Here is a 13,441-nt window from a genome sequence, read left to right on the forward strand (position 1 = left end):
CCGGGGAGGGGACCGGGGAGAGGTCGCTTTTGGGCTTGCTTTATCTCTCTATTGATCTCCCAAAACCTTTTTGGTTCCGGCTTCGCCGGGATAGGATGAAATAAATTTCTTAACAAAGTTGCATTCCTAAAGCCGAATGCAAATGAAATGAAATCGGAATTTAATTCAACTTATATAGCTCCAGCTCTCCTTGGAGGTGGTCGATGAATTGTTTGGCGGTCCGGCCGGAGCGGCCGTTCTGAAAACGCTCCCATTGAATAGCCCGCTGATTCAGTTCGGCGGCCTCCAACCGGATCCCGCGCTGGGCGGCAAGGCCTTGGACGATCGCCAGATACTCGGCTTGGTCGGGGCTGGAGAAAGTAATGGTCAGCCCGAAGCGATCGGCCAGGGATAGCTTTTCCTGAACCGCATCGTTGAAATGGAGATCCTCGTCCCGTTCGGCCAGGGTTTCCCGGATCAGGTGCCGCCGGTTAGAGGTGGCGTAGATCAAAAGATTCTGGGGCCGGCTGGCCAGTCCGCCCTCGAGAACGGCCTTCAAATGCTTATACTGGGACTCTGAAGATTCAAAGGAAAGATCGTCGACGAAAATGATAAACTTCAATCCCCGTTTGCTCAGCGGTTGCACCAACTCCGGGAAGTCTCCCAGATCGTCCTTGTTGACTTCGACCATCCGCAGGCCTTCGCCGGCCAGATGATTCCCCAGGGCCTTCACCAGCGAGGATTTGCCGGTTCCCCGGTCGCCATAGAGCAGCACATTATTGGCAGGAAGACCTTTCAAGAATTGCTTAGTGTTCTGCAGTAGCGCCTGTTTGTGGCTTTGATATCCGATCAACCCGTCCAAAGTGATCGGATCCGGGTGGCTGACCGGCCGCAGCTTTTTCGTTTTCGAGTTCCAGGCGAATGAAGCGTAGCTGCTGAATATGCCGGCGCCGTTCCGGGCATACCACGCGCCAAGCCAATGGAGGCAAGCGGAACAATCGCCGTCCATCAATGCTTGGAATCCCGGATCCGGAGGCAAGGTTTCGCCGGCCGGCAGGCCAACCAGCTTTCCCGGTTGCCAGCGCAGCAGTCCGGCCAGGATCTGTAAGTCGGACAGGAACGCGCTTTGAATGGCAGCTGGCAGGGAAACGGCCTGCTGTCTTTCAGCCGCCAGCGAAAAAAAGTTCTCATTCTTCTTAACCGCGGTCCACAGGTACTCAGCCCATGGGTTAGGGGAGTCCGGATATTGCTCAAGCAGCGTGCCGTACCAGCCGTTCAGGAAGGTGCCGGCGGCGGATTGAGTGAGCTCTTTCAGTAAAGGATCGGCATTAAGGCTTCGGAGTAGGATCAGCTTTTGGAGGGACTCTTGAATCGGTTCGACATCGGTTAGCAATTTTCATCACCCGGGGTTTAAATTCGCGGTCCCGGATCAAAAACCTGCCTCCCAACAGCATTTTTTATGGCAATGGCCCGGCGTCAGCAGGGCGCTTTCAGGAAGCCGTGCTCGCGGCTGTTGTCGATGATGATTTGTGCTGCTTGAAGCGGATCGTCGACGACTCGCAGCAGAGCGAGATCGGCCCGGTCAATGCAGCCCTCGCTGAGCATCCGGTCCCGGATCCAAGCGATGAGGCCGTTCCAATACTCCGAGCTGTACAGGATAATCGGGAAATGATCGATCTTGTCGGTTTGAACCAGAGTCAACGCTTCGAAGAGTTCATCCATAGTCCCAAAGCCGCCGGGGATGATCACAAAGGCGACCGCGTATTTGATGAACATCAGCTTGCGCACGAAGAAATAGCGGAACTTCAAGGCGATGGTCTGGTAGGGATTGGGGATGGGTTCCCGGGGCAGTTGAATGCCGCACCCCACCGAAGTACCCTGCGCTCGGTAAGCACCCCAATTGGCGGCTTCCATGATCCCGGGGCCGCCGCCGGAGATGACCGCAATGCCGGCGGTCGCCAGTTTTTCAGCGATGGTAACGGTCGCCTGGTAATACCGGTGGGACTCAGCGAAGCGGGCCGACCCGAAGATGGCGGTGGCCGGTCCGATCTTGGAAAGGGCATCGAAGCCCTCTACCATCTCGCCCTGGATCCGCAAGATCCGCCAGGGATCTTCCTGGGTAAAATCGGCTTTGGGCGGACAGGGAGATTGGAGCAGTTCTTTGTCCTCGTTGTCGAGCCAGCCTTTCGGTTGCTGAAGTTGAATCATGAAAAATCACCCCGTTGGTTATTGTAACCGGCCGGAACTAGAGTTAAACCCGGTATAAATCAGAAAGCAATTGCGCAGATTGATGGGGGAGTGGCAGAGACGCGCAAGCCGCCGTCGAAGCTGCCGAGAAAGGAGGAGATCGAGTGCCGAAAAACCAAAAACCAACTGCACCCGCAACGGGCGGCAAAGAGAAATTGAAGTGGGAGACCGCCAAAGAGTTGGGCCTGGATGACGATCTGGCCACGGGAGGCGATGAGCTGACCGTCCGGGAAGCCGGCAAGATCGGGGGCAATATGGTCAAAAAGCTAGTGGAAAAGGGGGAACAGGAGATCGCCAAAGAATCGGGAAGCGAATAAAAAGGAAATAAATCGATCGTTTGAATCGGCAATCGCGAGGGCGATTGCATTTTTTTTGTATTTTTATTGAATTCGAGCTAAAATGCTTTTCAGTTTCGAAATAACGCTAAAGGATTGGAAAAAAGATCCCGAAAATGTAGATAAGGTAAAGCGTGGACAAGGAGGCTGAATATGCTCGTGAGAAACATCGGCATTGATCTGGGGTTCGGGTTTGTCAAAGCCACTGACGGCGAGAGAGACTTCATATTTCCGAGCGTAGTCGGGGCCGGCCAGGAGTTGACCTACCGGTCGGAATTGACTACCTATGTCGATCCCATTGTGAATCTGGCGGTAGTGATTGACGGAAAGCGATACTTCGTCGGTGAGCTGGCGATTCGGCAGAGTGAGATTCGCAGCCGTTCCATGAGTGACAATCATGCGCAGGAGAAAAACACCAAGATTCTGCTCTTAACCGCTTTGGCCCTCTACGTTCAGGGCAAAAGCGAAGAGTTCAACGTAGTGACCGGCTTGCCCCCGGGGTATTATCTCGCCAACAAAGAGATCCTGGCCGACCTGATCAAGGGGAGACATACCGTCCATCTGAATATTGACGGGGTCGCTCAGGAAAAGGTGATCGTCGTCAATAATGTGAAGATCATACCGCAGCCTTTGGGTACGCTCTTTGACAAGATCTTCGACGAACGCGGGGTTATTCGCGATAAGGATCTGGCCCGTTCGAAAGTGGGCATTATCGATATCGGCTTCCGGACGACCGATTTTGCCTGGGTGGATAAGCTGGAGTATATCGATAAGCTCGGCCACACCAATACGACGGCCATGTCCAAAGTCTACGCCATCATCTCCGAGTCACTGCATAATAAATTTCGGATCTACAAGGAAGACTACGACCTTGAGGAAGTCGTTCAAAAAGCCCGGATCAAGGTGGACGGCGAGTTTTACTCGCTGGAGCAGGTGAAGCAAGAAGCCTACGAGCAACTGACCGCCAAGATCCTCACCGAGATGAACTCCATTTGGGACAAACGGATGCTGGATGGCATCCTCATCTCCGGCGGCGGCGGAAGCGCACTGGCCGAATATCTGCTCCCGGAATTGAAGATCGCCACTCTGGTGGAGAATTCCCAGACCGCCAATGTCCACGGTTACTTGAAACTGGGCCATAAACTGTTCGGCTATACCGAGAATCCGTCCCACGGCGGCAGTGAGAATGCCTCGCGTTTTTCGGCGGCGGCTCTGAAGACGGCTTTTGACGAAGGATAGGTTCTTACCCCGGCATTCAGCCGGGGAGAGTTGATCGGATCAGATTCAATAGGATTCACTGTGCCTTTTCGGAAACGGAAAGGCATTTTTTCTGGCCCGCCGGGGTCCGGTAACGACCGGAAGCCTATCCCAGAGACCTGGAAAGCCTCCCGTGGCTCCATCCAACCGTCCGGGGACTTGGGACCGCCGTCTGAAGGCTTCGGCGATCCGTCCGAAGGTTCGGGCAGTCCTTCCTAAGCTTTCAGACGGCCGGCCAAATCCTCCGGACGGTGCTCCGAAGCTTCCGGCAATCCTTCCGAGGTTTTCCGACGGTTTTCCGGAGAGTCCGGCAAACCCTTCGAAGTCTCCGGAAAACAGGGAAGGGACGATCACCGGGCCCACCGGGGGAATAGCCCGGGTTCCGGGATAACAGGCGGGGACGCAACCTCCGGGGGGCTCGATTCACCGGAACAATTTCAGAGGCGAGCGGGCGATAGCGCGGTTCAAATTTGCCGGCGTACAAAATCCCTGCAAATCGCCTTCAAAAAAAATTAAACATCGGCAAATGAAATCAATTGACAACAAACGAAAGCAAACGTAAAATGGAATTGGAGGAACAATGATGTTTCCGGAAGAACGCCAGTCCAAGATTTTGGATATCCTAAGTAAGCAGGGCCGCTGCCTGGTCGGAGCTCTGGCACAAGAACTCGGTGTTTCGATGGTCACGGTCCGCCAGGATCTGGACCTTTTGGAACGCCGCGGTTTACTCCGGCGGACGCACGGCGGGGCCATTTTAAATGCCAAGACCGGATTCGAGCGGCCTTTTCAGATCGAGGAGACCTCTTTCAAGACCGAAAAGGAACGGATTGCGGCCGCCGCTGTGAAGGAAGTAAGCTCCGGCGACACCGTCATCCTCGATGTGGGAACCACCACCACCGAGGTGGCGCGGTTGCTCAAGAAGCACCGTGATTTGACCGTGGTCACCAACGCGGTGAATATCGCTCTCATCCTGGAGGATAACCCCGACATCACTACAGTGGTCACGGGCGGAACGCTCCGCGCCAAACAGCATTCGCTGGTCAACCCTTACGCGGAGTTGATTCTGGAGAAGATCAACGCCGATCTGGCCTTTATCGGAGTGAGCGGCGTGGCGGCCGATTATGGATATACCAATGTCAATCTGGCCGAAGCCGAACTGAAGTCGCTATTTTTTCGCAAAGCCCGCCGCCGGATCGTCTTGGCGGACTCCAGCAAGATCGGGAATGTGGCCCGGGCCAAGGTGGCCGACCTGCTGGAGGCGGACCGGCTGATCACCGATCGCTCCGCCAATGCCGAGGAGGTAGCCCGCCTTCGCGAACGCGGTCTGGAGGTTCAGCTGGTGTAAGCCGGCGTTCCATAAATAATGAGGTGAATAGATTGGAGCAAGCGCAAGCCGATTTCGTCAAAAAAACCATTACTCTGCCGGATGGGCGGTATATGGTGCTTTATGATTTCGCCCCCATTCCGGGCGGCGGAGGCGAAGCAAAACCGGGACCCAACGCGGCACCCGCAGCAAAGGAGCAATGACTGAATGTCCGAACTACGTTGGCACCCCTTTCTGGAGGAATGGGTCATTACGGCGACCCACCGTCAGGAACGTACTTTCATGCCGCCGGCCGATTATTGTCCGCTTTGTCCCACCCAGCCGGGTGGATTTCCAACCGAGATTCCCCAGTCCGAATTCGATATCGTGGTCTTTGAAAATAAATTCCCGTCCCTGCAGCAGAACCCCCCGGAACCCAGCGTGGCTCCGACGCCGTTTTCTCCGGTCGCGCCGGCCCGGGGCATCTGTGAAGTGGTTGTCTACTCTCAGGAGCACCGGAGTTCTTTGGCGACGATGCCTTGGCCCAAAATTGAGAATCTGATCCGGGTTTGGCAGGATCGCTATACCGACCTGGGGGCCAAGGATTATGTCCAATATGTCTTGATCTTTGAGAATAAAGGCGAACCGGTGGGCGTAACCCTGCACCATCCCCATGGCCAGATTTATGCTTTTCCGTATATCCCGCCGAAGATCGAAAAAGAACTGGCCGCCTCCGGGAAATATTATCAAAAGACCGGGAAATGCCTTTTCTGCGACACCGTCGCGGACGAACTCTCCGACGGCCGGCGGATTGTCCTGGAGAGCGAGAAGTTTGTGGCTTTCATCCCGTTCTTCGCGCGGTACCCCTATGAGGTGTACCTGGCTCCGAAACGGCACCTGGCTTCGTTCGCCGAATTGCAGGCGGACGACCGCCGCGATCTGGCCTTGATCCTGAAAGCGTTGTTGCTGAAGTACGATAAGCTCTTCGACTTTTCGTTCCCGTATATCATGGTGATTCACCAGGCCCCCACCGATGGCGGGAGCTATCCCGATTATCACCTGCATTTTGAGTTTTATCCGCCCCATCGGACCGCCACCAAGCTGAAGTATTTGGCGGGAGTGGAGTCCGGCGCCGGCAGCTACATCAATGATACGCTGGCCGAGGAGAAAGCAGCCGAACTCCGGGCTATCGGGCCGCAAAGCGTGGCGGAGATTTTGGATCTGAAGTGAACGTGGCCGTAGCGGATCGCCTGCCTCGGCGGCCCGCAGGATGGCCCGGAACCGGCTGGGCATGTCGGTCCGACAGGATTCCGAGTATATCTGAGATAAAGGGTGTCAGAGATGAATCAAAAGCTGCGCAAGACAGTAGCCGAACAATTGGTACGAACCTTCGGGCCGGGGGAGCCGCTGATTCTGGGCCGGGCGCCGGGGCGGGTGAATCTCATCGGAGAGCACACCGATTATAATGATGGTTTCGTCTTCCCGATGGCCCTCGATTTTGAGATCGTGGTCGCGGGGCGGCGGCGCGCCGACCGGACCGTCCGGCTTTTGGCGGTCGATCTCCGGGAGAAAGTGGAGTTTTCGCTGGCCGAGCCGATCGTTTTCGATGAGCATTTCGGCTGGAGCAATTATCTGCGCGGCGTTCTGAAGCTGTTGCAGCAGAGCGGAGCGGAATTGCCAGGAATGGAACTGGCCTTTGCCGGAGACGTTCCCTTGGGGTCGGGCTTAAGCTCGTCGGCTGCCTTGGAGGTGGCGACGGCCATCGTCGTGCAGCGGATGACCGGCTTTGGGATCGAGCGTCCCGCCCTGGCCAAACTCTGTCAGCGGGCCGAGAATGAGTTTGTGGGAATGAACTGCGGCATTATGGATCAATTCATTTCGATGATGGGGGAGCAGGATCACGCGCTTTTCCTGGATTGCCGGTCGTTGGAATACCGGCAGATTCCGCTGGAATTGGGAGCGTACCGCATCGTGGTCTGCCACAGCGGCGTCAAGCATTCCTTGGTCGAATCCGAATACAACCGCCGCCGCCAGGAGTGCGAGGCGGGGGTGCGGGTTCTGGCCGCTCATTTTCCGGAAATTAAAGCCTTGCGCGACGCCCGCCCCGAACAGCTTGTCGCTTGCCAAAACGAACTGGATCCGGTGGTTTACCGCCGTTGTCGCCACGTGATCTCCGAGGACGCCAGGGTGCTGGAGAGCATTCAGGCGTTGAATCATGGAGATTTGGTCCGCTTCGGCCAGATGATGAATGAATCCCACGATTCATTGCGGGACTTGTACGAAGTCAGCTGCTCGGAGATCGATCTGCTGGTGGAGCTGGCCCGCCAGGTTCCGGGAGTCCTGGGAGCGCGAATCACCGGCGGCGGCTTTGGCGGCTGCACCGTGAATTTGGTGGCCGAGGAAGCGGTGGACCGTTTTACGGAACGGATTTGCCGATTATACCGTGAAAAGACCGGGATCGATGCTCGGATCTTTATCAGCAAGGCGGCGGACGGCGCTCAGATTATCGAGTAGCCTTTTGAATAGGACCGCGGGGTTATCCCTTTCGATAACGAACCAATCCGTAAGCAACATTGAGCGCAACTTAGAAGCCATGTGATAAAGTCTTTTGAATCGGAAATCAGCTTGCAAAAAGGTTTAAAAAAGACTTTATCATTTGCTTCATGCAATCGCTGTGACTCTTCCGGCTTTTAGCCGGGTTTATCACAGCTCTTTTAGAAGGTTAGGTGATGAAAAACGATGAAGATTGGGGTTCTAACGAGCGGCGGCGATTCGCCGGGAATGAACGCCGCGATCCGGGCGGTAGTCCGGACGGCGCTGTATCATGGTTGTGAAGTCTTTGGTATTAAACGCGGTTACAGTGGTCTGTTGTCGGGCGAGATTATCCCGCTCGATTCGCGGGCGGTCGGTGATATTTTGCAACGCGGCGGCACGATCTTGCAATCGGCCCGTTGCCCGGCGTTTAAAACCGCCGAAGGCCAGGCGTTGGCGAAGGAACAATTGCTGAAGATGGGCTTGAACGCTTTGGTGATCATTGGCGGCGACGGTTCGTTCCGCGGCGCTCAGGACCTGAACAAGATGGGCTTTCAAACGGTCGGACTCCCGGGAACCATCGATAATGACATCGGCTGCACCGACTATACGATTGGTTTTGATACGGCGGTGAATACCGTGTTGGACGCGGTGAATAAGATCCGGGACACCGCCTCCTCCCATAACCGGGTCTATATCGTGGAAGTGATGGGCAAACTCTCCGGCTTTATCGCCGCTGCGGCCGGTTTGACCGGTGGGGCCGAATCGGTGCTGGTTCCCGAAATCCCCGCCGACCTGAATGCATTGTGCGCGAAGATCAGCCGAAGCTTACATGAGGGGAAGACCCATAGCATCGTCCTGGTGGCGGAAGGGTTTTACGGCGATCCGGTCGACGCCGATCAATCGAGCGCCTTCAAAGTCGGCCGTTTTGTGGCCCAGCATACCGGCTGCGAAACGCGGATTACCGTCCTCGGTCATATCCAACGGGGCGGTACGCCGACTTTCTTTGACCGTAAGATCGCTACGCTGATGGGGGCCAAGGCGGTCGAACTGATCCTGGCGGGCGAGACGGAGAAGATGGTTGGAATCGTCAACGATAAGATCGAAGCATTCGATATGGACGCGGCGATCGGGGAACGGAAACAGGTCGATCCGCAGTGGCTGGATTTGATCCGCATTCTCTCCTAGACTTAGCAAATCGGGCTTTTTTAGAGATGCGGCTTTTAGAGGACCTAACAGCTGATGTTGCATAAAGTCTTCGGATGCAACATAAGTTTTTAAGCTGATATTCATTGGCTGCTCCGAACGTCAACCTGTTCACGGAGTTTTGAAAGCGAGGAAGGTTCCTCGTTTTTCCGAACCCGTGATTCAGGAATCACGGTCCGGCGCGGCGGTTCAGAAAAATTTTCAATCTCAACTTGGTGCCGCGTCTGTCGAATCAGAGGCAAGTCCCTGGTTGGACCGGCGCAGTAAATCACTCCACACAACTGAGAAATAGCGAATTACTGAAAGTTCTGGTTTCTCATCGATGATTGGAACTGGAGATTTCCGTTGTTCTTAGGCATTTTCTGAGTAGGGTGTTACGGTTGGTTTTCTAGCGGCTGAGTTGAGAAGAGGAATGGAATATCGTCCATCGCAAAAATTTGAAATGCCCAGGGCTTTCAAATGGGTGGCCAGTTCCCATGAAAATTTTTTGAGCCGGAATGAATGTCAGCTTTTTATTTTTGGATTGAGACGAATTGATAGAGTGCTGCATGATTAGTTTAATAGAGAGCTCTGAGTTTGAGGACCGAAGGGGGGCGATCGAACCGAAGTTGGTTATGTATGGGGTTCATATCGAATAACAAGGGAGGCTAAAAAATTGAAACGAGCAATCATCTACACGCTGGTAGCAGTCATGGTATTGTTAGTGGCGGGAGCCATCGGCAGCGCGGCGAGCAACCTCACGATCGGGTGCGCGATCTATAAGTTCGACGACACCTTCATGACCGGAGTGCGCAACGCCATCCTTGGCGCAGCCGAAAAGAAAGCCAAAGTCGACATGGTCGACAGCCAGAACTCGCAGCCGACCCAGAACGACAAGATCGACCTCTTCATCACCAAACGCGTCAACGCCCTGGCGATCAACCCGGTCGACCGGACCGCCGCCGGCGTCATCATCGACAAAGCCAAACGGGCCAATACCCCGGTCGTCTTCTTCAACCGGGAACCGTTGCCCGAAGACATGAAAAAATGGAACAAAGTCTACTACGTCGGCGCCAAAGCCGAACAATCCGGCACCATGTCCGGACAACTCCTGGTCGACTACTGGAAAGCCCATCCCGAGGCCGACCGGAATAAAGACGGCGTCATGCAGTACGTCATGCTCAAAGGCGAACCCGGCCACCAAGACGCCGAACTGCGGACCAAATACTCCGTCAAAGCCATCGAAGACGCCGGCATTAAAGTCCAGAAAGTCGCCGAAGACACCGCCATGTGGGACCGGGTCAAAGGCCAGGAAAAGATGGCCGCCTTCCTAGCGGCCAATGGCGACAAAATTGAAGCCGTGCTGGCCAACAACGACGACATGGCCCTCGGCGCCATCGAAGCCCTGAAAGCCGCCGGATACTTCAAAGGCAGCAAATACATGCCCGTCGTCGGCGTCGACGCCACCGCCCCGGCCTTAAAAGCATTGGAAGAAGGGACCCTGCTCGGCACCGTCCTCAACGACGCCAAAAACCAAGGCAAAGCCACCTTCAACCTGGCCTACGTCCTGGCTCAAAAGAAAGTGCCGACCAAAGCCAACACCGGCTACGCCATCACCGGCGGCAAATACGTCTGGGTCCCGTACCAAAAGATCACCAAAGAAAATATGGAAGACGCGAAATAACCACGTCCGGTTCGAAACCTCAATCCCAACGCGAGGGGGCATTCGCCCCCTTGCTTTCTACTATCAACAACCGGACCCGTAGGGGGGCGAATCAATGAGTGACCAACCGATCCTCGAAATGAACCAGATCTCCAAAGAATTCCCCGGCGTCAAAGCGCTGGACGAAGTCAGCCTGAAAGTGCGGGCCGGCACCGTGCATGCTCTGATGGGCGAGAACGGCGCCGGCAAATCCACCCTGATGAAATGCTTATTCGGACTCTACCGGCCCGACGCCGGCCAGATCATCCTAAACGACCGGCCGGTCGAGATCGAAAACCCCAAAATCGCCCTGAGCCACGGCATCTCCATGATCCATCAGGAACTGCATCCCGTGCCCTACCGCAGCGTCATGGAGAACATGTGGCTGGGACGGTTCCCCATGAAAAACTACGGCCCCATCCGGCTCGTCGACCACAAAAAAATGTACCGGGACACCCAGGAACTCCTCCACAGCCTGGACATGGAGATCAACCCCGGCACCATCGTCGGCAACCTCTCCGTCTCCAAAGTCCAATCCATCGAGATCGCCAAGGCCGTCTCCTACGACGCCAAAGTGATCATCATGGACGAACCCACCTCCTCCTTAACCGAAAACGAAGTGGAACACCTGTTTCGAATCATCCACGACCTCAAGCAGCGCGGTGTTGCGATCATATATATCTCCCATAAGATCGAAGAGATTCTCCGGATCGCCGACGAAGTCACCATCATGCGCGACGGCAAAACCGTCGGCACCTGGGTCGCCGCCGAACTGACCACCGATCTCATCATCTCGCGGATGGTCGGCCGGGACCTGACCCACCGCTTTCCCGAGCGCCACAACGTCCCCGGCGACGTCGTCCTGGGAGTCCGGCAGCTCCGCTCGCCCCAGGTCAAATCATTCCGGGACATTAGCTTCGAACTCCGCAAAGGCGAGATCCTGGGTATCGGCGGACTGGTCGGCGCCCAGCGCACCGAACTCATCGAAGCCTTGTTCGGCCTGAGAGCCATCGTCTCCGGCCAGATCACCCTGAACGGCCAGCCCCTGCGGCTCAAATCGCCGGTCCAAGCCATCAAACACAAGATCGCCTTGCTCACCGAGGAACGCCGGGTCACCGGCATTTTCCCGGTGCTGTCGGTGCTGGAGAACACCCTCATCGCCAATCTCGGCAAATATATCAAATTCGGGCTGTTAGACGACAAAACCCGTCGGGAGGACGCCGCGGACAGTATCAACCTGTTGCGCATCAAAACCCCGTCCCTGAGGACCCTGATCAAAGACCTCTCCGGCGGGAATCAGCAAAAAGTATTATTCGCCCGGTGGCTCCTGACCGAGCCCGAGATCCTGCTGCTTGACGAACCGACCCGGGGCATCGACGTCGGCGCCAAATACGAGATCTACACCATCATCGCCGACTTGGCCCAGCAAGGCAAGAGCATCATCATGATCTCCTCCGAAATGCCCGAACTGCTCGGCATGTCCGACCGGATCATGGTCATGTGCGAAGGCCGGCTCTCCGGCATCGTCGACGGCCGGAGCGCCACCCAGGAAGAGATCATGCGGCTGGCCACCCGGTTCATGGCCTAATCCCGCAGTACCAATCGAAGGAGGATTCGAGAGCAATGGATTTCAAAAAGATCTTCGGCTTCATCTATCAAAATGCCATCTACTTCGTACTCTTGGCCCTGGTGATCATCATGGCCTTCATCGACCCGCGCTTCATCTCCATCACCTGTCTGCGGGACATCCTGTTGCAATCCTCGACCCGGATGATCATCGCCCTCGGCGCGGTCTTCGCCATCCTGACCGCCGGCGCCGACCTCTCGGCCGGCCGGATGGTGGGCCTGGCGGCGGTCATCTCCGCCTCGATGCTGCAAGCCCCGGACTACCTGCGGCTCTTCTTTCCGGGACTGCCGCAGCTGCCGCTGCTGGTTCCGATCCTGATCGCGATCCTGGCCTGCACGATCTTCGGCTTCATCAACGGCTTCATCATCGCCCGTTTCGGCGTGGCGCCGTTCATCGCCACCCTGGGCACGATGGTCATCATCTACGGCGCCAACTCCATCTACTTCGACATGCCGCCCAACCAGTCCCAGCCCATCGGCGGCCTGCGGGCCGACTTCACCAACCTGGGCTCGGGCGCCATCGGCAGCGGACCCTATTCCATTCCCTACATCGTGATCATCGCGGTGGTGGTGACCCTGATCATGTGGGTGCTGTTGAATAAGACCCGCTTCGGCAAGAACACCTACGCCATCGGCGGCAATGTCAACGCCGCCAAGGTCTCCGGCATCAATGTCGGCCGGACTACCGTCTGGATGTATACCATCGCCGGCGCCCTCTACGGTCTGGCCGGGGTGTTAGAGGCGGCCCGCACCGGCGGCGCCACCAACAACTACGGCAACGGCTACGAGCTGGACGCCATCGCCGCCTGCGTGGTGGGCGGGGTCTCGACTACCGGCGGTATCGGCACGGTCCCGGGGATCGTGGCCGGCGTGCTGATCTTCGGCGTCATCAATTACGGCCTGACTTTCATCGGGCTCAATCCCTACTGGCAGCTGATTATCAAGGGTCTGATCATTGTCAGCGCCGTGGCCGTCGATATCCGCAAGTATTTGAGTAAGAAGTGAGGAGGGATTCGAGCAGCCCAGAGAAATTTTCGCTGGATTTTTTCATATATTTACTATTGACAGTCAGCGTCCGGTGTGATAAATTATTATATGTTACTGCGACGGACACGGGCTTGTAGCTCAGTTGGGAGAGCGCTTGAATGGCATTCAAGAGGTCAGGGGTTCGATTCCCCTCAGGTCCACCAAATGATAACAAGGCTCTGCAGAAATGCAGGGCTTTTTTGTTTGCCCAGATACGACAATTTCACGACAATTATCTATGACGCAGTA

General features: G+C 56.1%; 11 protein-coding genes and 1 tRNA gene. 10 read left to right on the plus strand and 2 right to left on the minus strand.

Annotated features, from left to right (window positions below):
- Nucleotides 1-160: 160 nt before the first annotated feature.
- Nucleotides 161-1,372, minus strand: coding sequence for an ATP-binding protein (locus EDC14_RS20860; RefSeq protein WP_132016254.1), 1,212 nt, complete (start codon nt 1,370-1,372; stop codon nt 161-163).
- Nucleotides 1,373-1,455: 83 nt separating this feature from the next.
- Nucleotides 1,456-2,187, minus strand: a complete 732-nt coding sequence (locus EDC14_RS20865; RefSeq protein ID WP_132016255.1) for an LOG family protein — start codon at nt 2,185-2,187, stop codon at nt 1,456-1,458.
- 143 nt (nt 2,188-2,330) lie between these two features.
- Here EDC14_RS20865 and EDC14_RS20870 point away from each other — a divergent pair, with 143 nt between their 5' ends.
- From EDC14_RS20870 to EDC14_RS20915, 10 genes are all read left to right on the plus strand, one after another.
- A complete protein-coding gene (locus EDC14_RS20870; protein ID WP_132016256.1) occupies nt 2,331-2,543 on the plus strand; it encodes an alpha/beta-type small acid-soluble spore protein in 213 nt (70 codons plus the stop codon).
- A gap of 171 nt (nt 2,544-2,714) precedes the next feature.
- Nucleotides 2,715-3,800: a ParM/StbA family protein gene (locus EDC14_RS20875; protein ID WP_132016257.1), complete on the plus strand. Its 1,086-nt coding sequence runs from the start codon at nt 2,715-2,717 to the stop codon at nt 3,798-3,800.
- 601 nt (nt 3,801-4,401) lie between these two features.
- Nucleotides 4,402-5,163, plus strand: a complete 762-nt coding sequence (locus EDC14_RS20880; RefSeq protein WP_243663056.1) for a DeoR/GlpR family DNA-binding transcription regulator — start codon at nt 4,402-4,404, stop codon at nt 5,161-5,163.
- 186 nt (nt 5,164-5,349) lie between these two features.
- Nucleotides 5,350-6,351, plus strand: a complete 1,002-nt coding sequence (gene galT, locus EDC14_RS20885) for a galactose-1-phosphate uridylyltransferase (protein ID WP_132016259.1) — start codon at nt 5,350-5,352, stop codon at nt 6,349-6,351.
- 111 nt (nt 6,352-6,462) lie between these two features.
- Entirely contained in the window at nt 6,463-7,635 is a 1,173-nt protein-coding gene (locus tag EDC14_RS20890; protein WP_132016260.1) for a galactokinase, read from the plus strand.
- Nucleotides 7,636-7,860: 225 nt separating this feature from the next.
- Entirely contained in the window at nt 7,861-8,841 is a 981-nt protein-coding gene (gene pfkA / locus EDC14_RS20895; RefSeq protein ID WP_132016261.1) for a 6-phosphofructokinase, read from the plus strand.
- Between the two features lie 709 nt (nt 8,842-9,550).
- Nucleotides 9,551-10,522 carry a galactose ABC transporter substrate-binding protein gene (locus EDC14_RS20900; RefSeq protein ID WP_132016301.1) on the plus strand — a complete coding sequence of 324 codons (972 nt, stop codon included), beginning with the start codon at nt 9,551-9,553 and terminating at the stop codon, nt 10,520-10,522.
- Nucleotides 10,523-10,616: 94 nt separating this feature from the next.
- Entirely contained in the window at nt 10,617-12,128 is a 1,512-nt protein-coding gene (locus tag EDC14_RS20905) for a sugar ABC transporter ATP-binding protein (RefSeq protein WP_132016262.1), read from the plus strand.
- Between the two features lie 35 nt (nt 12,129-12,163).
- Nucleotides 12,164-13,171 carry a galactose/methyl galactoside ABC transporter permease MglC gene (gene mglC, locus EDC14_RS20910; RefSeq protein ID WP_132016263.1) on the plus strand — a complete coding sequence of 336 codons (1,008 nt, stop codon included), beginning with the start codon at nt 12,164-12,166 and terminating at the stop codon, nt 13,169-13,171.
- Nucleotides 13,172-13,280: 109 nt separating this feature from the next.
- Nucleotides 13,281-13,356, plus strand: a tRNA-Ala gene (locus EDC14_RS20915).
- Nucleotides 13,357-13,441 lie beyond the last annotated feature (85 nt).

The organism is Hydrogenispora ethanolica, assembly GCF_004340685.1.
Lineage (GTDB): Bacteria > Bacillota > UBA4882 > UBA8346 > UBA8346 > Hydrogenispora > Hydrogenispora ethanolica.